General features: G+C 72.1%; 20 protein-coding genes. 16 read left to right on the top strand and 4 right to left on the bottom strand.

Annotated elements, in window-relative coordinates; translation table 11 throughout:
• The first annotated feature begins 53 nt into the window (after positions 1–53).
• The 12 genes from pyrF to ACFY2A_RS02950 all read left to right on the top strand — a co-directional run bounded on the left by pyrF (position 54) and on the right by ACFY2A_RS02950 (position 12,601).
• Positions 54–890, top strand: a complete 837-nt coding sequence (gene pyrF, locus ACFY2A_RS03005) for an orotidine-5'-phosphate decarboxylase (RefSeq protein WP_387167679.1) — start codon at positions 54–56, stop codon at positions 888–890.
• A gap of 171 nt (positions 891–1,061) precedes the next feature.
• Positions 1,062–1,379 (top strand): integration host factor, actinobacterial type, encoded by a 318-nt coding sequence (gene mihF, locus ACFY2A_RS03000; protein ID WP_007458370.1) that lies wholly within the window; start codon positions 1,062–1,064, stop codon positions 1,377–1,379.
• A gap of 25 nt (positions 1,380–1,404) precedes the next feature.
• Positions 1,405–1,938, top strand: coding sequence for a guanylate kinase (locus ACFY2A_RS02995; protein ID WP_387167676.1), 534 nt, complete (start codon positions 1,405–1,407; stop codon positions 1,936–1,938).
• Between the two features lie 53 nt (positions 1,939–1,991).
• A complete protein-coding gene (gene rpoZ, locus ACFY2A_RS02990; RefSeq protein ID WP_007075826.1) occupies positions 1,992–2,255 on the top strand; it encodes a DNA-directed RNA polymerase subunit omega in 264 nt (87 codons plus the stop codon).
• Positions 2,256–2,269: 14 nt separating this feature from the next.
• Positions 2,270–3,472 carry a bifunctional phosphopantothenoylcysteine decarboxylase/phosphopantothenate--cysteine ligase CoaBC gene (gene coaBC / locus ACFY2A_RS02985; protein ID WP_363918712.1) on the top strand — a complete coding sequence of 401 codons (1,203 nt, stop codon included), beginning with the start codon at positions 2,270–2,272 and terminating at the stop codon, positions 3,470–3,472.
• A 98-nt stretch (positions 3,473–3,570) separates the two neighbouring features.
• A complete protein-coding gene (gene metK / locus ACFY2A_RS02980; RefSeq protein WP_363918710.1) occupies positions 3,571–4,764 on the top strand; it encodes a methionine adenosyltransferase in 1,194 nt (397 codons plus the stop codon).
• 59 nt (positions 4,765–4,823) lie between these two features.
• Positions 4,824–6,941, top strand: a complete 2,118-nt coding sequence (locus ACFY2A_RS02975; RefSeq protein ID WP_387167673.1) for a primosomal protein N' — start codon at positions 4,824–4,826, stop codon at positions 6,939–6,941.
• Positions 6,942–7,230: 289 nt separating this feature from the next.
• Complete coding sequence (locus ACFY2A_RS02970) at positions 7,231–8,211, top strand: AAA family ATPase (protein ID WP_387167671.1); 981 nt, start codon at positions 7,231–7,233, stop codon at positions 8,209–8,211.
• A gap of 174 nt (positions 8,212–8,385) precedes the next feature.
• Positions 8,386–9,654 (top strand): cytochrome P450, encoded by a 1,269-nt coding sequence (locus ACFY2A_RS02965; protein WP_387167668.1) that lies wholly within the window; start codon positions 8,386–8,388, stop codon positions 9,652–9,654.
• A gap of 43 nt (positions 9,655–9,697) precedes the next feature.
• Positions 9,698–10,258 (top strand): peptide deformylase, encoded by a 561-nt coding sequence (gene def, locus ACFY2A_RS02960; protein ID WP_363918702.1) that lies wholly within the window; start codon positions 9,698–9,700, stop codon positions 10,256–10,258.
• Positions 10,259–10,262: 4 nt separating this feature from the next.
• A complete protein-coding gene (fmt, locus tag ACFY2A_RS02955; RefSeq protein ID WP_387167665.1) occupies positions 10,263–11,189 on the top strand; it encodes a methionyl-tRNA formyltransferase in 927 nt (308 codons plus the stop codon).
• A complete protein-coding gene (locus tag ACFY2A_RS02950) occupies positions 11,144–12,601 on the top strand; it encodes an RsmB/NOP family class I SAM-dependent RNA methyltransferase (RefSeq protein WP_387168515.1) in 1,458 nt (485 codons plus the stop codon). Before fmt ends, ACFY2A_RS02950 begins: the two co-directional genes overlap by 46 nt.
• Positions 12,602–12,678: 77 nt before the next feature.
• On the opposite strand, the gene ACFY2A_RS02945 is transcribed toward ACFY2A_RS02950, so the two are convergent.
• Positions 12,679–12,936, bottom strand: coding sequence for a flavin reductase (locus ACFY2A_RS02945; protein ID WP_387167662.1), 258 nt, complete (start codon positions 12,934–12,936; stop codon positions 12,679–12,681).
• Complete coding sequence (locus ACFY2A_RS02940; RefSeq protein ID WP_387167659.1) at positions 12,933–13,232, bottom strand: hypothetical protein; 300 nt, start codon at positions 13,230–13,232, stop codon at positions 12,933–12,935. The genes ACFY2A_RS02945 and ACFY2A_RS02940 overlap by 4 nt, the downstream gene beginning before the upstream one ends.
• Positions 13,233–13,468: 236 nt before the next feature.
• Here ACFY2A_RS02940 and ACFY2A_RS02935 point away from each other — a divergent pair, with 236 nt between their 5' ends.
• Both ACFY2A_RS02935 and ACFY2A_RS02930 read left to right on the top strand, forming a co-directional pair.
• Complete coding sequence (locus ACFY2A_RS02935; RefSeq protein WP_387167656.1) at positions 13,469–14,215, top strand: Scr1 family TA system antitoxin-like transcriptional regulator; 747 nt, start codon at positions 13,469–13,471, stop codon at positions 14,213–14,215.
• Entirely contained in the window at positions 14,203–14,397 is a 195-nt protein-coding gene (locus tag ACFY2A_RS02930; RefSeq protein ID WP_387167653.1) for a DUF397 domain-containing protein, read from the top strand. Before ACFY2A_RS02935 ends, ACFY2A_RS02930 begins: the two co-directional genes overlap by 13 nt.
• A 111-nt stretch (positions 14,398–14,508) precedes the next feature.
• On the opposite strand, the gene ACFY2A_RS02925 is transcribed toward ACFY2A_RS02930, so the two are convergent.
• Positions 14,509–15,393, bottom strand: a complete 885-nt coding sequence (locus ACFY2A_RS02925) for a septum formation family protein (protein ID WP_387167650.1) — start codon at positions 15,391–15,393, stop codon at positions 14,509–14,511.
• 86 nt (positions 15,394–15,479) lie between these two features.
• Positions 15,480–16,367, bottom strand: coding sequence for a septum formation family protein (locus tag ACFY2A_RS02920; protein ID WP_363918678.1), 888 nt, complete (start codon positions 16,365–16,367; stop codon positions 15,480–15,482).
• A 246-nt stretch (positions 16,368–16,613) separates the two neighbouring features.
• On the opposite strand from ACFY2A_RS02920, the gene rpe reads away from it, so the two are divergent.
• Together rpe and ACFY2A_RS02910 are read left to right on the top strand one after the other, a co-directional pair.
• The gene (rpe, locus tag ACFY2A_RS02915; protein WP_363918676.1) at positions 16,614–17,294 is read left to right on the top strand and encodes a ribulose-phosphate 3-epimerase; all 681 of its coding nucleotides are present in this window, start codon (positions 16,614–16,616) and stop codon (positions 17,292–17,294) included.
• Positions 17,275–18,279: a response regulator gene (locus ACFY2A_RS02910; protein WP_363918674.1), complete on the top strand. Its 1,005-nt coding sequence runs from the start codon at positions 17,275–17,277 to the stop codon at positions 18,277–18,279. The genes rpe and ACFY2A_RS02910 overlap by 20 nt, the downstream gene beginning before the upstream one ends.
• The last annotated feature ends 114 nt before the right edge of the window (positions 18,280–18,393 follow it).

The raw sequence follows: 18,393 nt of genomic DNA, 5'->3' as shown, positions 1-18,393 counted from the left end.
CTGAGTAGGCGCGGGCGGTGGAAACCCGGGGACGAGAGGAAGGTACTGGCGACATGGAGAGTTTCGGCGCCCGGCTGCACCGGGCCATGGACGAGCGCGGACCGCTCTGCGTAGGGATCGACCCGCACCCGGCGTTGCTGGCCCGCTGGGGCCTTGACGACGACGTGGCCGGCCTCGACCGCTTCGCCCGGACCGTCGTGGACGCGCTCGGTGACCGGGTTGCGGTGGTCAAGCCTCAGTCGGCGTTCTTCGAGCGATTCGGGTCTCAAGGGGTGGCGGTCCTTGAGTCAACTATCCGACAGTTACGAAATCTCGGCTCGCTCGTTCTCCTCGACGCCAAGCGCGGCGACATCGGCTCGACGGTTCGCGCGTACGCGTCGGCCTACCTTGATCCATCCAGCCCCATGTATGTCGATGCGGTGACCGCGAGCCCCTTCCTGGGGGTCGGCTCGCTGGCCCCGATGTTCGAGCTGGCTGCCCAGCACGGCGGTGGCGTATTCGTCCTGGCGCTCACCTCCAACCCCGAGGGCGCCTCGGTGCAACGCGCCCGCGGCGCCGACGGACGCAGCGTCGCGCAGACCGTTCTCGACGAGATTTCCCAGCTCAACGCGGGTGCGGAGCCGATCGGGAGCATCGGTGCCGTGATTGGCGCGACGGTCGGGGAGACGGGCTGTGACCTGTCGGCGGTGAACGGCCCGCTGCTCGCCCCCGGGCTCGGAGCGCAGGGTGCCACGGCAGCGGATCTGCGGGTCGTCTTCGGCTCCGCGTTGCCTTCCGTGCTGCCCGCGTACTCCCGTGAGGTGCTGGGAGCCGGGCCCGATCCGGAGGCGTTGCGGGCCGCCGCGGACCGCGTCGTGGCCGAGTGTCGGGCGGTTCTGGCGATGTCATGACTGACTGATGGCTCGGTCACTTTGTGGTGATCATTGCGCGCCCACGTTGCCGAAAGCTCCGTTGACCGCTAGTTTTCCCCGCGCTGGGAACCCCTTGGTTCACAGCGACACCACGTTTCACAGATGCGGCGGTGCGTCCCGCCCGTCGCGATAGGGACCTGAGGAGAACTGGTGCCGCTCCCGTCACTGACCCCCGAGCAGCGCGCAGCCGCGCTGGAGAAGGCTGCGGAGATCCGCAAAGCCCGTGCCGAGCTGAAGGAGCAGCTCAAGCAGGGCAAGACCACCCTCGGCGCCGTTCTTGAGCGGGCCGAGTCCGACGATGTCGTCGGTAAGCTCAAGGTGTCGGCCGTGCTGCAGGCCATGCCGGGCATCGGCAAGATCCGGGCTACTCAAATCATGGAGAAGCTCAAGATCGCCGACAGCCGCCGCCTGCGTGGCCTCGGCGAGCAGCAGCGCAAGGCCCTGCTTGGGGAGTTCGCCGCCAACTGAGCACGACTGCGGGTAGAAACAAGCAGTGAGCTTGGATGACGAGGCGCGCCCGGCGGCTCGGCTCACTGTCCTGGCTGGCCCATCCGGTGCCGGCAGGGAGAGTGTCGTCGAGCTGATCCGGGCGCGTTCTCCGTCAGTGTGGACGCCGGTCGCAGTCACCACCCGGCCTCGCCGGGGCAACGAACTGGACGGCGTCCACCGACACTTCGTCACGTCGGAGGAGTTCGACCGCCGGCTCGCCGCCGGCGAACTGCTGGAGTGGAGTCGGCTCGGCGCCCACCGACGCGGCACGGAGATCACCCCGCTGCGCCGCCGGCTCGCCGCCGGACAGCCGGTGCTGCTCGCGCTGGACCTCGACGGGGCGTTGCTGGTCCGGGCGGGGTGGCCGGGGGCGAGACTCGTCCTGCTCCATCCGCCCGGTCGACTGCCGGCCCCACCCACCGTGGCGGCCTTCGACCTCAGCGTGTCGCACGACCGCATCGAGCGCGTCGTGGACCAACTGGTAGGATTCATCGGTTCTTCCTTCCTGGCTCCGGCCCGGCCGCGTCCGCGCGGTTGAGCGCCGGCGCCGCGCTCAGGCGCGGTCCGTGCGAAAGACGCAGAGGTTTATCCGTGGGATCCATCGCCAACCCCGAAGGCATCACCAACCCGCCGATCGACGAGCTCCTGGAGAAGACGACGTCGAAGTACGCGCTGGTCATCTTCGCGGCCAAGCGCGCCCGCCAGGTCAACGCCTACTACAGCCAGCTCGGTGAGGGCCTGCTGGAGTACGTCGGCCCGCTGGTCGAGACCACTCCCCAGGAGAAGCCACTCTCCATCGCGATGCGCGAGATCAACGCGGGCCTGCTCACCGCTGAGCCGACCGACCAGCCGTAACCCCCCGCGAGTCGATGAGCGCCCGGATCATCCTCGGCGTCGGCGGCGGGATCGCCGCCTACAAGGCGTGCGAGTTGCTGCGCCTGTTCACCGAGTCGGGCCACCAGGTGCGGGTGGTGCCAACCGCCGCCGCGCTGCGTTTCGTCGGCGCACCGACCTGGGCGGCGCTCTCCGGGCAGCCGGTCGCCGAGGACGTCTGGTCCGACGTGCACGAGGTGCCGCACGTACGGCTCGGCCAGCAGGCCGACCTGGTGGTGGTCGCGCCCACCACCGCCGACCTGCTGGCCCGTGCCGCCCACGGCCTCGCCGACGACCTACTCAGCAACACCCTGCTCACCGCTCGCTGCCCGGTGCTGTTGGCGCCGGCCATGCACACCGAGATGTGGGAGCACCCGGCCACCGTCGCCAACGTCGCGACGCTGCGGGACCGGGGCGTCCGGGTCATCGAGCCGGCGGTGGGGCGACTCACCGGGGTCGACACCGGCAAGGGCCGGCTGCCGGAGCCGACCGAGATCTTCGGCGTGGCCCGCCGCATCCTGGCCCGCGGAGTCGACGCGCCGGCCGACCTGACCGGCCGTCGGGTGGTGGTCACCGCCGGTGGCACCCGGGAACCGCTCGACCCGGTGCGCTTCCTGGGCAACCGGTCCTCCGGCAAGCAGGGCTACGCGTTCGCCCGTGCCGCCCTCGCCCGGGGCGCCCGGGTCACGCTGATCGCGGCCAACGTCTCACTGCCCGATCCGGCCGGTGCCGACCTGATCCGGGTGGGCACCACCGGGGAGCTGCGCGAAGCCACGCTGAAGGCGGCGGTGGACGCCGACGCGGTGGTGATGGCGGCGGCTCCGGCCGATTTCCGACCCGCGACGTACGCGCCTGGCAAAATCAAGAAGTCGGACGACGGCACGGCACCCATCATCGAACTCGTGACCAACCCGGACATCGCCGCCGAGCTGGGTAAGCGTCGTCGTCCGGAGCAGGTGCTGGTGGTGTTCGCCGCCGAGACCGGCGACGCCGAGGCCAACGGACGGGCCAAGCTGGCCCGTAAGCGGGCCGACCTCATCGTCATCAACGAGGTCGGGCCGGACAAGGTCTTCGGGGCCGAGACCAACGCGGCCACGGTCATCAGCGTGGACGGCTCGGTCACCCGGATACCCGAGCGGTCCAAGGAGGATCTCGCCGACGGAGTGTGGGACCTGGTGGTCGCCCGATTGGCCGGATAACTCCTCCTGAAGGTTGGACGCAAGACGCCCGTGGACGATGCTGTCGACGGTTAGTGACTACACTGCCGCGGAACGACGTCCAAGAACTTAGGAGTGCCGTGACACGCCGCCTTTTCACGTCCGAATCGGTCACGGAAGGCCACCCGGACAAGATCGCCGACCAGATCAGTGACGGCATCCTCGATGCCCTGTTGACGCAGGATCCACACAGCCGAGTGGCCGTGGAAACCCTGATCACCACCGGTCAGGTGCACGTCGCCGGTGAGGTGACGACCAAGGCGTACGCCGACATCCCGACGATCGTGCGCGAGACGATCCTGGGCATCGGTTACGACTCGTCGAAGAAGGGGTTCGACGGGGCGTCATGCGGGGTCAGTGTCTCGATCGGCTCCCAGTCGCCGGACATCGCGCAGGGCGTGGACAACGCGTTCGAGCTGCGTACCGGGACGTCGGAGAGCGCGTTGGACGCGCAGGGCGCCGGTGACCAGGGCATGATGTTCGGCTTCGCCTGCTCGGAGACGCCCGAGCTGATGCCGCTGCCGATCGCGTTGGCGCACCGGCTGGCCCGCCGGCTCTCCGCGGTACGCAAGGACGGCACGGTGCCCTACCTGCGCCCCGACGGCAAGACCCAGGTCACCATCGAGTACGACGGACTGCGTCCGGTACGCCTGAACACGGTGGTGGTGTCCAGCCAGCACGCCGCGGACATCTCGCTGGAGTCGCTGCTCACCCCGGACGTGCGTGACCACGTCATCGCCCCGGAGCTGGAGAGCCTGGGTCTGGACACCGAGGGCTACCGGCTGCTGGTCAATCCGACCGGCCGGTTCGAGATCGGTGGCCCGATGGGCGATGCGGGCCTGACCGGCCGGAAGATCATCGTGGACACCTACGGCGGCTACGCCCGCCACGGTGGTGGGGCCTTCTCCGGCAAGGACCCGTCGAAGGTCGACCGGTCGGCCGCGTACGCGATGCGCTGGGTGGCCAAGAACGTGGTCGCCGCCGGCCTCGCCGAGCGGTGCGAGGTACAGGTGGCGTACGCGATCGGCAAGGCGCACCCGGTGAGCCTGTTCATCGAGACGTTCGGCACCGAGACGGTGCCGGTGGCCTCGATCGAGAAGGCGGTCACTGAAATCTTCGACCTGCGTCCGGCTGCCATCATCCGGGATCTGCACCTGCTGCGGCCGATCTACGCCCAGACCGCCGCCTACGGCCACTTCGGCCGCGAGCTGCCCGACCTGACCTGGGAGTCCACCGACCGCGCCGCCGACCTCAAGTCGGCCGCGGGAGCCTGACAACCACCCGGCGTGACGACCGGCGGCCCGCTGACGGGTCGCCGGTCGCTCGTGTCTGCGTGGATGTGCCGCTGGCCCACCTGGACCGTCCCTTCGACTACCTGGTTCCGCAGGCCCTCTCCGCCGAGGCCGTGCCGGGCGTACGGGTGAAGGTGCGCTTCGCCGGCCAACTGGTCGACGGTTGGCTACTGGAGCGGGCCGAACGATCCGACCACCCCCGGCTCGCGTACCTCGACAAAGTGGTCTCCCCGGTGCCGGTGCTCGCCCCGGAGGTGGCTCGGCTGGCCCGGGTCGTCGCCGACCGGTACGCCGGCAGCCTCGCCGACGTGCTGCGGCTGGCGGTTCCACCACGGCACGCCCGGGTGGAGAAGGAAGCGATCGCCCAGGCCCCGCCAGCCGACCCGGCACTGGCTTACCCGGCACCGGCCGACCCGGCACCGGCCGACCCGGCACCGGCCGACCCGGCACCGGCCGACCCGGTGCCGGCCGGCCCAGCGCCACCCGACCCGGCGCCGGCCGGCCCAGCGCCACCCGACCCGGCGCCGGCCGGCCCAGCACTGGCTGACCCGGTGACATCGGGGGCTCGGGCCGATCCAGCGGCGGCCGTGGCTGCTCCGCCGGTGCCGGAGCCGGAAGGATGGCGCGACTACCCGGCCGGGCTGGCGCTGCTGCGGGCGCTGGCCGACGGGCGCTCTCCCCGGGCCGTGTGGTCGGCGCTGCCGGGGGAGGACTGGGCGGCCCGCTACGCCACCGCCGTCGCCGCCACGGTGGCCGCTGGCCGGGGCGCGCTGGTGGTGGTGGCCGACGGACGTGACCTGGATCGGCTCGACGCCGCACTGACCGCGAGGCTCGGTGCGGGCCGGCACGTCTGCCTGTCGGCCGCCCTCGGTCCGGCGCGGCGCTACCGCGCGTTCCTGACCGCCCGCCGCGGCGACGTCCCGGTGGTGATCGGCACCCGGGCGGCCATGTTCGCCCCGGTCGACCGGCTGGGACTGGTGGCCATCTGGGACGACGGTGACGATCTGCACGCCGAGCCGCGAGCCCCCTACCCGCACGCCCGTGAGGTGCTGCTCACCCGGGCCCAGTTGGCGGAGGCGGGCGTGCTGGTCGGCGGCTTCGCCCGTACCGCCGAGGCGCAGTTGCTGGTGGAGACCGGCTGGGCCCGCGAGGTGATCGCCGACCGGGCGGTGCTGCGGGCGCGTACCCCCGCGATCGTGCCGACCGGCGACGACCCGCAGCTGGCCCGCGACCCCGGTGCGGCGACCGCCCGGCTGCCCAGCCTGGCCTGGACCGCCGCCCGGGAGGCGCTGCGCGCGGACGCTCCGGTCCTGGTCCAGGTGCCTCGGCGCGGCTACCTGCCTTCGGTGGCCTGCGCCGACTGCCGTACCCCGGCCCGCTGTCCGCACTGCGCCGGCCCGCTCGCGTTGCCGTCGGCCGGCGGGTCGCCGGCCTGCCGCTGGTGCGCCCGGATCGCCGCCGCGTACGCCTGTCCCCAGTGCGGCGGGCGGCGACTGCGGGCCTCGGTCACGGGTGCCCGGCGGACCGCCGAGGAGCTGGGTCGGGCCTTCCCGGGGGTGCCGGTGCGCACCTCCGGTCGGGAGGAGGTGCTGGCCGACGTCCCCGGCGGTGCTGGCCTGGTGATCGCGACCCCGGGTGCCGAGCCGGTGGCGGCCGGCGGCTTCGGTGCGGTGCTGCTGCTGGACACCTGGGCGATGCTGACCCGCGCCGACCTGCGGGCCGGGGAGGAGGCGTTGCGTCGCTGGACGGCCGCCGCGGCACTGGCCCGGCCGGCCTCCGACGGGGGTCGGGTGGTGGTGGTCGCCGATGGCGCGCTCGCACCGGTGCAGGCGTTGCTGCGCTGGGACGCCGGCTGGTTCGCGGCCCGGGAACTGGCCGAGCGGCGGGAGCTGGGCTTTCCGCCGGCGATGCGGATGGCCAGCGTGACGGGCCTGCCGGCGGCGGTCGCCGACCTGTTGGCGCAGGCGCGCCTGCCCGACGGGGCCGAGCTGCTCGGTCCGGTGCCGGCCGACGGCGAGCGGGAGCGGATGCTGGTGCGGGTGCCGAGGGCTCGTGCCGCCGCCATGGCCGGTGCGCTGCACGAGGCGGCCGGGGTGCGCAGCGCTCGCAAGGCGACCGAGCCGGTACGCCTCCAGGTCGATCCGCTCGCGCTGTTCTGACCCGCACGGGCTGTGCTGACCGCAGCGGTGACGCTGGGTGCCGGGCCGGTGTCCCAATCGGTGCGATATGTTACCTGATCATGACTGTGTGTATCTACTTGCCAGCTCAGGGTCGCGTCCCGGAGTCAGGCCCGCGCGAGGTGGTAGCATCGCCCGTCATGCCGGTGCGTACGGCGACTCCAGGTCGAGCTGGAGGTGTCCGAGGGCGGCGCGACGACGGCGGAACCGCGTCGGCCCGGCGCGGGAAATCGATGATCTCAACCGGCCGGTGATCAGGGGTGGACAAGTCGTGACCGTTCGTCAGTCGATCGTCTTCAACGGTGACCTGGGCAGCGGCAAGAGCACGGTCTCCGTCGAGATCGCCAAGCGGCTCGGCCTGCGCCGGGTCAGCGTCGGTGACCTCTACCGGCAGATGGCGCAGGAGCGGCAGATGACCGCGCTCCAGCTGAACCTGCACGCCGAGCTGGACCAGGCCGTCGACGGCTACGTCGACCAGCTTCAGCGCGACATCGCCGCCTCCGGTGAGAGCCTGGTCATGGACTCCCGGCTGGCCTGGCACTTCTTCACCGACGCCCTCAAGGTGCACATGATCACCGAGCCGGGGGAGGCCGCCCGCCGCGTCCTGCTGCGCCCCTCCGGGCCGGCCGAGAGCTACACCTCACTTGACGAGGCGAAGGCCAAGCTCAGGGAGCGCAGCGAGAGCGAGCGCGGCCGGTTCCTGATCCGCTACGGCGTGGACAAGGCCAGGCTGCGTAACTACGACCTGATCTGCGACACCACCCGGGCACCCGCCGACGAGGTGATCGAGCGAATCGTCGACGCGTACGAGGGACGACTCGCGCCGGAGGTGCTGCGCGGCACCCCGCCGCTGCTGCTGCTCGACCCCGGTCGGGTCTACCCGACCGAGGACATCGCCGGACTACGCGGAATGTGGGACTCGACCTTCGCCGGCGAGGTCGCCGCCGCCGGTGAGACCGGTCTGGAGCCACTGGAGATCGGTTACACCGGCGAGTACTTCTTCGTGGTCAACGGGCACCGCCGACTCAGCGCCGCACTGCGCAACGGTTTCCGGCTGGTGCCGGGCCGGCTGGTCGCCGAGGTCGAGGAGCCGGTGGTCGGCGGGGTGAGCGCGATGGACTACTTCGCCGCGCAGGCCCGCCCCAGCCTCATCCACGACTGGGAGGCGGCCCACGACATCCACCTGCCGCTGCCTGAGCACGCCCTGCTCGCCGGCGACGCGGTGCTGGCCGGCGAGAGCCCCGCCGGCTGAGCCTGCCCCGCAGGCTGAACCCGTCGGGCCGCTGACTGAGCGGCGCCGGGTGCCGGCTGAGCCCGTCGGGCCGTCAGTTTGATCCGCGCCTGGCCGCTGGCTGGGCCGTCGGGTGTCGGCCGCGATGGCACGGCCCGGGCATGATGGAGCCTCCGGGACGACCGAGGAGGCCGGATGGAACCTGCCGAGGCGCTCGCATCGCTGATGTCGCCCGAGGGGCGGGTCGACCCGTATCCGGCGTACGAGCGGTTGCGTGCCCACGGGCCGATCGTGGCGGCCGGTCCGGGCCTGTACGCGGTCACCGGCCACGCCGAGGCCGACGAACTGCTCCGGGACGCCCGGATCCGGGTGCTCGACGACCATCTGCGCGACAACTTCCTGCCCACCTGGCGGGAGAGCCCTGCCGTGTCGTCGATCGCCCGGTCGATGCTGCGGACCAATCCGCCCGACCACAGCCGGATGCGCCGGCTGGCCGCCGGAGCCTTCACCCCACGCCGGATCGGCACCATGCGTGAGGTGGTCGCGGCGCAGACCGACGAGCTGATCGACGCGATGGCGACGGCCGGCCGGGGCGGTGCTCCGGTGGACTTCATGGCCGAGTTCGCCTATCCGCTACCGGTCGCGGTGATCTGCGAACTGCTCGGCGTGCCCGTGGCCGACCGCCCGCTGTTCCGGCGTTGGGCAGCCGACCTGACCGGCGTCCTGGAGCCCGAGATCACTGCGGCTGAGCTGGCCGTGGCCGATGCCGGTGCCGCCGAGCTGCGGGACTACTTCGCCGAGCTGGTGGCCGCCCGTCGCCGACGGCCGGCCGACGACCTGACCACCGCCCTGGTGCAGGCGCACGACGCCGGTGACCGGCTCTCCGGCGAGGAACTGCTGGCGAACCTGGTGATCCTGCTCGTCGCGGGCTTCGAGACCACCACGAACCTGCTCGGCAACGGGCTGGCGGTGCTGCTGGCCCACCCTCGAGCCGCTGACGTGCTGCGTCAGCACCCGCAGCACGCCCCGGCGTACGTGGACGAACTGCTCCGCTTCGACTCACCGGTGCAGCTGACCACCCGCACCAGCGGCGAAACGGTTCGGCTCGACGGGGTCGAGGTGCCGGCCGGCAGTTGGATCCTGCTGCTGCTCGGCGCGGCCAACCGCGACCCTCGGCGGTACCCGCGGCCGGAGCGGTTCGACCCGTGGCGGGCGCAACTGAACCCGCTCTCCTTCGGTGCCGGGCCGCACTACTGCCTGGGAGCGGGGCTGGCCCGGTTGGAGGCGCAGGTCGCCTTCCCGGCGCTGCTGCGCCGGCTGCCCGGGCTGGCGCCGGCCGGGCAGCCCCGGCGTCGGATCCGGCTGACCCTGCGCGGGTACGACCACCTGCCGGTCACCGGGGGTGAACCGCTACCGGCCGGGGATGGTGGTGCGCCGGCCGGCACGGCCACCGGCAGTCCGTAGACTGGTACGGCACTCCCGTCCCGCCGTGAAGGAGCCAACCCGCGTGACCGTCCAGCCCATCCGTCTGTTCGGGGATCCGGTGCTGCGCACGCCGGCCGATCCGGTGGTCGACTTCGACGTCGAGCTGCGCAAGCTCGTCGAGGACCTGACCGACACCATGCGTGAGCAGGGCGGTGCCGGTCTCGCTGCGCCCCAACTGGGCGTGGGCCTGCGGGTGTTCACCTTCGACGTCGACGACGTGCTCGGCCACCTGGTTAACCCGGTGCTGGAGTTTCCCGACGAGGAGGAACAGGACGGCCCGGAGGGGTGCCTGTCCATCCCCGGGCTCTACTTCGACACCAAACGCCGGCAGAACGTCATCGCCAAGGGCTTCAACGGGTACGGCGACCCGATGCAGATCGTCGGCACCGGGTTGATGTCACGCTGCGTGCAGCACGAGACCGACCACCTCGACGGGGTGCTCTTCCTCGACCGGCTGGACCCGGCCGGCCGCAAGGAGGCGATGAAGGCGATCCGCCAGGCCGAGTGGTACGACGCCGCCGCCCCGCCCACCGTCAAGGTCAGCCCGCACGTCGCCGGCAGCCCCTTCGGTCTGGGGCGGTGACCGGGTGCGTGTGATCTTCGCCGGTACGCCGGCCGTCGCCGTTCCGGCCCTGGCCGCCGTGGCCGCCTCCCGGCACGAGCTGATCGCCGTGGTCACCCGCCCGGACGCGCCCGCCGGACGCGGCCGGGGCCTGGTCCGCTCCCCGGTCGGCGCCTGGGCCGACGAGCGGGGGATCGAGGTGCTGACTCCGGCGCGTCCGCGTGAGCCGGAGTTCCTGGACCGGCTGCGCGAGTTGGCTCCGGACTGCGTGCCGGTGGTCGCCTACGGCGCGCTGGTGCCGCCGGTCGCGCTGGAGATTCCCCGGCACGGCTGGGTGAACCTGCACTTCTCGTTGCTGCCGGCGTGGCGGGGTGCCGCACCCGTGCAGCACGCCGTGCTGCACGGCGACGAGCTGACCGGGGCCAGCGTCTTCCAACTGGAGGAGGGGCTGGACACCGGCCCGGTCTACGGCACCCTCACCGACGAGATCCGGCCCGCGGACACTTCCGGCGACCTGCTGGAGCGGTTGGCGCACACCGGCGCCGGGTTGCTGGTGGCGGTGTTGGACGCGGTGGAGGACGGCACCGCCCGGGCCGAGCCGCAGCCCGCCGACGGCGTCTCGCTGGCCCCGAAGTTGACTGTCGAAGACGCCCGGGTGCGCTGGAGCGACCCCGCTTTCGCGGTGGACCGGCGCATCCGTGCCTGCACCCCGGCTCCTGGCCCGTGGACGACCTTCCGGGACGAGCGGGTGAAGCTCGGGCCGGTCACCCCGGCACCGGACGCGCCCGACCTCAAGCCCGGTGAGCTGTTTGTGGAAAAGGCGCGGGTGCTGGCCGGCACGGCGACCGTGCCGGTCCGTCTCGGCGAGGTACGCGCGGCCGGCAAGCGGGCCATGCCGGCGACCGACTGGGCGCGCGGCGTCCGGGTCGGCGCCGGGGAGGAGTTCGCGTGAGGGAGACCGCTGCCCGGGGCGGCGCGGAACGTCGCGGGTCCCGTCCCGGACGACCGATGGTCGACCGGCCCCGTTACGCGGCGTACGAGGCGGTCGCGGCGGTGCACCGCGATGACGCGTACGCCAATCTGGTGCTGCCGGCGATCCTGACCGATGCCGGACTGTTCGGCCGGGACGCTGCCTTCGCCACCGAACTCACCTACGGCACCCTGCGCCACCTCGGCACCCTCGACGCGATCCTGACCGCTGCGGCCGGGCGGGACGTGCAGCGGATCGACCCGCCGGTCCGCGATGCGCTGCGCATCGGCGCGTACCAGTTGCTGCACACCCGGGTCCCGGCGCACGCGGCGGTCTCCTCCACCGTCGACCTGGTCCGGATGGTCGGCCAGGGTGCCACCGGCTTCGCCAACGCGGTGCTGCGCGAGGTCGCCGCCCGCGATGTCGACGAGTGGGTGTCCCGACTCGCGCCGCCGATCGACAGCGACCCGGTCGGCCATCTCGCGCTGGCCTACAGTCATCCACAGTGGATCGTGCGGGCCTTCAACGAGGCGCTCGGTGGTGACTTCGGCGAGACCACCCGCCTGCTGATCGAGGACAATGAGCGCCCTCCGGTGCACCTGTGTGCCCGGCCCGGCCTGATCGACCCGGTCGACCTCGCCGACGAGGTGGGCGGGGCGCCCGGTGCCTTCTCGCCGTACGCGGTCTACCTGGCCGGTGGCGCACCGGGCGAGTTGGCGGCGGTGGCCGACGGTCGGGCCCACGTCCAGGACGAGGGCTCCCAGTTGGTGGCGAACGCGCTCGCGATGGCACCGGTCGACGGCCCGGACGGTCGGTGGCTCGACCTGTGTGCCGGGCCGGGCGGCAAGTCGGGCCTGCTCGGGGCCCTCGCCGCGCAGCGGGACGCGCGGCTGACCGCCGTGGAGGTGGCCGAGCATCGGGCCCGGCTGGTCGCGGGTGCCACTCAGGGGCTGCCGGTGACCGTGCTGCACACCGACGGTCGGCTGGTGGGTACCGAGTCGAAACTGCCGGAGGAACACTTCGACCGGGTGCTTGTCGACGCGCCGTGCACCGGGCTCGGTTCGCTGCGTCGTCGCCCGGAGTCGCGTTGGCGGCGTCAGCCGTCCGACCTGTCGGCCCTGACCCGGTTGCAGCGCGAGTTGCTCGCCGCCGGGCTGCGGGCGGTCCGCCCGGGCGGGGTGGTGGCCTACGTGACCTGTTCGCCGCACACGGTGGAGACGCACGTGACGGTGACCGAGGCTGCCCGCCGTAGCGGCGTGCCGGTGGACTTCGTCGACGCCCGTACGGTGTTGCCGGCCGGGATGCCGGGGCTGGGCGACGGACCGACGGTGCAGTTGTGGCCGCACCGGCACGGCACCGACGCCATGTTCCTCGCCCTGCTCCGCCGCACCTGACTCCCGAACCCGTCGTCACCCGGACCCGCCCCGGGCGCGGCGGTCGGGGGAAGAGCCGCAGCGACCGGGGCGGGTGGCTATTCGGCGGACCGGACGGGAACCCAGTCCGTGAACCGTCGGTGCAGATCCGGGAGGGGTCCGCCGGGCGCTAGCCCGGCAAGCTGCTCGGCGGCCTCTTTGCGCAACTCCACCAGGTGCACCATGAGCGCCGGCTTGTCCTCCCGGTACACAGCGAGCAGGTTCAGCTTCGCCGGAGAACAGGGCCAGGCGGCCCCGCACGCCTGGCACCGCCACGTCGGGCGGGACGGGACGTGCGCCTCGATCCGGCCGTTCATCCGGTCACGCTCGCGACGCCGGAGCGGGGCCGGGAGCGACGCTGGGCGTACGGGACGGGCGGGACGTTGACCGGACGCATCCCCGCCGGTCGCAGGAACAGCGCTCGCCGCTGCGTGGCGTCCCCGTGCCGATCGAGCTGGTAGGTGTCGACCCAGGCCCACCCGTCGTACGTCGTGCGTTCCAGGTGCCGGATCACCCGGACCAGGATCGGTTCGTGGAACTGCGGGGATGCTTCCCGGGTCAGCAGGTACACGCCGGGGCGGACCCGGGGTGTTCCGCCCTCCCGCCCGGTCACCGGCCACGCGCCGTCTCGTGCACGGACATGGGTGCCTCCTCCGTCCCTCCGTCGCGGTTGGAGGGGGTCGCCCCGGTTTGCTCGCCCAGGGGCGACCCCCGGCGACCCGGCGAGCGGGATTGCCGTCCCAAGGCCCGCACGCGCCGCCCATGGAAACCATCGCGTGGTGAATGTGGACGACTACAGGGCGTAGGCATAGGTTCTTTAGACGTCAAGGACGTCATGTGGGAGGCGGCATGAATCAGGCGCTGAGGGCAGCCATGGTGGACGCGGGAGAGACCGCCGAGAGTCTCGCCGAACAGGTCGGCGTGGATCCCAAGACTGTCGCGCGGTGGGTTGCCCCGGGGCGGGTGCCGCATCCCCGACACCGCGCGGCGGCGGCTGTGGCACTAGGGCGTGACATCGAGGACATCTGGCCGGACGTTTTGAAGCGCCGCGAGCCGTCCTGGCTCCGGCCCTGGGTGGAGACGGAACTCCAGGCCACCGCGCTGCGGTCCTTTGAGGTGGCCGTCATCCCGGGCCTGTTGCAGACCCCCGAGTACGCCTCGGCAGTGCTCAGCAGCGGGCTGCTCGCCCCGGACGAGGTGGCCGGTTACGTCGAGACCCGGATGCGCCGGCAGTCGTCGGTCCTGGAACGGCGCAAGCCGCCGCTCTTCGTCGCGGTCATCGACGAGTTCGCGCTTCGTCGCGGAGCCCCGGACATCATGCACCCGCAGCTGGATCACCTGGTGCGGCTGGCGCAGCGGCCCAACATCCTACTGCACGTCCTGCCGCTCGACGCCGGCCTGCACCCCGGGCAGGCGGGGCCGTTCGTCATCGCCACGACGGAGGACGGCGACGTCGCTTACCTGGACGACCAGGCCGCCGGCCGGCTGACCAACGACACCGTCGCGCTCTGGTCCATTTGGGATACGCTGCGCTCGGTGGCGCTGCCGCGCCGCCAGACCATCGACTTCCTTGAGGCACGATCATGGCTGACCTGACCGGCGCCGTGTGGCGCACAAGCACCCGGAGCAGCTCGAACGGTGGGAACTGTGTCGAGGTCGCCGACAACCTTCCCGGCGTCGTCGGTGTCCGCGACTCGAAGGACCGGACCGGTCCGGTGTTGGTCTTCGCCCCGGCGGCCTGGCAGGCGTTCGTCGCCCGGACCGCCGGCCGGTCCTGACCCGCTCGGCGCGCAGGCGCCCGTCCCCTCACGGGCACGGGCGCTTCGCCGTGGCCGTCGCGGCGGCCACGGCGGCAGTGATGGCTCCGCGGCCATTGCTGGGGCTGGGGCTCAGTTGATCGGTAGCAAACCCGTGCCGGCGCCCTTCATCGACCGGGTGAGGGTGCGATCGCTGATCCAGAGGAAGCACTGCACCGACCGGTTGCCGCTGCGCCACTCGCCTTCCGACGGGTGGTAGAAGATGGTGCCGACCCGGTACTGGAGGTTGCCGTCGTCCGGCACCTTGGCGTAGCGGGCGACGGCGCTGCGACAACCACGGTGGCTCCGTGTGGGGTTCTCCAGGAACTCCGACCAGCTGCTCTTCGGTGCCTGCCACAGGCCCACGAACTCCGCCCGGTGTTTTGCGGTGCACTTGACGGCGACCATCTCGGTCACCTCGTCGCCCTCGGTGCGGGCGTTGAAGCAGCCGTGCCGCAGCGGGGACGACCCGTCCAACGCGCCGGCCAGGCTGTCCGTGCGGCGCACCGGTACCGGGGTGTCGAGCGCGCGCAGCTCGTGGACGTCGCAGCGGAACCACCGGGCGCCGCCGGTCCACGCCTGCGGTGAGGGTAGGACGACGGTGAGCCCGATCCGGGCGGCCCGCCAGTCGCCGCCCAACGTCCTGCGGGCCTCGCGGTCGCACTCGCCGAACGCGGCGCGCATCCCCTTGCTGCCGACCGCCGGCGGTCGGGCCCCGGTCGCCTCGGTGAGGGCACCGACGTGCAGGGTCTCGGCCCGGTGCGGCTGCGCGCAGTCCACAGGCGCGTACGCGCTGAGGTAGCCGACCTCCTGCGGCTGCCCGTGGCAGGTGCCGGAGCCGGGCGTGAAGATCGCCGGTGCGGCCATCGACGCCCAGTCGTCGACCAGGTCACCATCGGTGCCGGCCGGTCTGGTGCAGCCGGTCGCCGCCAGCGCCACCACGGCGCCCAGTGCGACTCCGGTCAACCATCGCCGCATCCCCGTCGCCCTCCCGCTCCCGCCCGTCGAAGCGGCAGCATACGGCACCGGACTCAGCCGGTGTCGGGGGCGTTTGCGCACCGTGTTCAGGTGACGGGCAGTCCCTGCGGGCCGACGCCGCGCATCGAGCCGGTGAGCTTGCGGTCGTCGCTCCACAGGATGCACCGCACCCCCCGGTCGCCCTCCTCCCACTCCCGCTGCGACGGCGGGTAGAAGATGGAACCGGCGCGGTAGGGCAGGTCGGCGTTGTTGGGCACGTCCGCGAAGGCGGCGATCAGCTCCATGCACCGCTTGTGTGCCTGGCCGGCCGAACCGACGAACTGCTCCCAGCTCATGTCCTGCTCGACGTAGACGCCGACGAACTCGGCGCCGTGCGGCTCGGTGCACAGCACCGGGGCCATGTAGTTCAGGCTGTCGCCGATGAGCTTCGGGTCGAAGCAGCGGTGCACCAGCGGTGAGTCGCCGATCAGTGCGCCGCGCAGGCTGCCGGTGCGGTTGACCGGCCGGGTGTTGTCGATGCTGTCGGTCTCGCTCAGGTCGCAGCGGAACCAGCGGGCGCCGCCGTTCCAGGCGGGCACCGACGGCAGCGAGATGTTGAGGGTCAACCGGGCGGTGTGCCAGTCACCACCGAGCACCAGGCGGGCCCGCTGGTCGCACTCCGCACGGGCGGTACGGAGCGCCGCCGACCCTGGTTCCGGGCGTTCGCCCTCGGCGGCGGCGTCGGTGAACGTGCCGACGTGGACCGTCTCGGCGAGATGGTTGCGGGCGCAGTCCACCGTCTCGTAGGTGCTCGCCTGGACGACCGCGGTGATCCGGGGTAGGCAGGCGTCGGTGGCCGGCACGAACATGGTCGGTGCCCGCAGTGTCTGCCAGTCGTCGGTGAGATCGCCGTCGGTTCCGCCCGGCCGCACGCAGCCGCTGAGCACCATCGCAGCCACACTGGCCAGCGCCAGTGCCGCGAGCCACCGTCGCATCGTCCGCCCTTTCCGGGAGCTGCCGCCCGGCTGCCGGCTCCCGCGCCCACCGGCCTGCACGATACCGTCACCGTCCCCGATGGAGTGTTGCCGCGAATCGGTCGTCTGGCCAGTGGAAGCTGAGCTTCATTCCGTTTCATCGGTTCGAAGGGGGTCATTCTGCACCATTGGTCACCTCCGGGTCACGGGGTGTCCCGGTTGCTGGCACGCTGCCGTGGCTGCTGGCCGCGTTCGTACACTGGCCCTGTGACCGTACCGCCGCCGATCATCGCGCCCAGCATCCTCGCCGCCGATTTCTCCCGCCTCGCCGAGGAGGTCCGTGCCGTCGAGGACGCCGCGGACTGGTTGCACGTCGACGTCATGGACAACCACTTCGTACCGAACCTGACCATCGGGCTGCCCGTGGTGCAGAGCCTGCGGGCCGCCACCAAGCTGCCCTTCGACGTACATTTGATGATCACCGACCCGCAGCGTTGGGCGCCCGGCTACGCCGATGCGGGGGCGTACAACGTCACCTTCCACGCCGAGGCCTGCGACGACCCGGTGGCGTTGGCCCGGGACCTGCGGGCGGCCGGTGCCAAGGCGGGGCTGGCGATCGACCGGGACACCCCGATCGAGCCGTACCTCGACCTGCTGCCGAGCTTCGACACGCTGCTGGTCATGACCATCAAGGCCGGGTTCGGCGGGCAGCGGTTCCTCCCGCAACTGCTGGACAAGGTCCGCACCGCGCGTCGCCACGTCGACGCCGGTCACCTGGAGCTACGCATCGAGGTCGACGGTGGGATCGCCGCCGACACCATCGAGCAGGCGGCCGCGGCGGGCGCCGACGCCTTCGTGGCCGGCACCGCCGTCTACGGCGCTGACGACCCGGCCGAGGCGGTACGCCGGCTGCGCGGGCTGGCCGAGCGTGCGGCGGCCGGGGCCTGACGTGGACACCCCCGACGACGATCGCAAGGACGTGATCCTCGTCGTCGACGACGACGAGGACATCGCCCGCTTCGTCGAGTTCAACCTGCGCCTCCAGGGCTTCGACGTGATCCTCGCCGCGGACGGCCAGGAGGCGTTGGAGCTGATCGAACGCCAGCGGCCCGACCTGGCCGTGGTCGACCTGATGATGCCGCGGGTGGACGGCCTGGAACTGACCCGGCGACTGCGCGCCGACCCGATGACCGCGGCCCTGCCGGTGATCATGCTGACGGCCAAGGGGATGACCCAGGACAAGGTCCACGGGCTCAACGCCGGTGCCGACGACTACCTGGTCAAGCCCTTCGACAACGCCGAGCTGGTCGCCCGGGTCAGCTCCACGCTGCGGCGCAACAAGGAGTTCCGGGAGGTCTCCCCGCTGACCGGGCTGCCGGGCAACAGCCGGATCCGCCGGGAGATCGCCGACCGGGTCCGCGGCGGCGCGGACTATGCCGTCGGCTACATCGACATCGACCGGTTCAAGAGCGTCAACGACCGGTACGGGTTTGTCCGGGGCGACGGCTTCATCTCCGCGCTGGCCCGCAGCCTGCACCGGGCGGTCGTCGCGGTGGCCCTGCCGCCGGCCTTCCTCGGCCACGTCGGCGGTGACGACTTCGTCTTCGTGTGCACACCCGAGCAGGTACGGCCGCTCACCCTGCGGGTGTCGTCGGACTTCGAGAAGGCCGCAGACGCCCTCTACGATCCCACCGACCGGGAACGCGGCTACGTGGAGTTGAAGGACCGACGGGGCAACATCCGCCGGGCGGCGCTGGTCACCCTCTCCATCGGGGTCGCGATCTCCGACGCCGACAAACGCATCACCAACCCGCTGGAGGCGATGACGGTCGCCTCCGAGATGAAGACCGTGGCGAAGAGCCAACCCGGCTCGTACGTGGCGGTGGATCGCCGTCGCGGCGTCGCGGACCCCGGTCATCGTCATGTGAAGTAGCTCGCCCGGGTGGCCCGGCGCCCCGCCGGGCGTGTAAGACTTTGCTCAGTACCCACCACGCGCTGGCGGGACTCGGTGTAATTCCGAACCGGCGGTGATCCACGGTCCGACCGT

The organism is Micromonospora sp. NPDC000442, assembly GCF_042898635.1.
Lineage (GTDB): Bacteria > Actinomycetota > Actinomycetes > Mycobacteriales > Micromonosporaceae > Micromonospora.
This window is presented reverse-complemented; position numbering and strand designations above follow the sequence as displayed.

Coding starts and splice junctions, on each gene's coding strand:
- coaBC (WP_363918712.1), top strand. CDS start 2,270: ATGAGCGCCCGGATCATCCTCGGCGTCGGCGGCGGGATCGCCGCCTAC.
- ACFY2A_RS02935 (WP_387167656.1), top strand. CDS start 13,469: ATGAATCAGGCGCTGAGGGCAGCCATGGTGGACGCGGGAGAGACCGCC.
- ACFY2A_RS02930 (WP_387167653.1), top strand. CDS start 14,203: ATGGCTGACCTGACCGGCGCCGTGTGGCGCACAAGCACCCGGAGCAGC.
- ACFY2A_RS02925 (WP_387167650.1), bottom strand. CDS start 15,393: ATGCGGCGATGGTTGACCGGAGTCGCACTGGGCGCCGTGGTGGCGCTG.
- ACFY2A_RS02920 (WP_363918678.1), bottom strand. CDS start 16,367: ATGCGACGGTGGCTCGCGGCACTGGCGCTGGCCAGTGTGGCTGCGATG.
- ACFY2A_RS02965 (WP_387167668.1), top strand. CDS start 8,386: ATGGAACCTGCCGAGGCGCTCGCATCGCTGATGTCGCCCGAGGGGCGG.
- ACFY2A_RS02945 (WP_387167662.1), bottom strand. CDS start 12,936: ATGAACGGCCGGATCGAGGCGCACGTCCCGTCCCGCCCGACGTGGCGG.
- pyrF (WP_387167679.1), top strand. CDS start 54: ATGGAGAGTTTCGGCGCCCGGCTGCACCGGGCCATGGACGAGCGCGGA.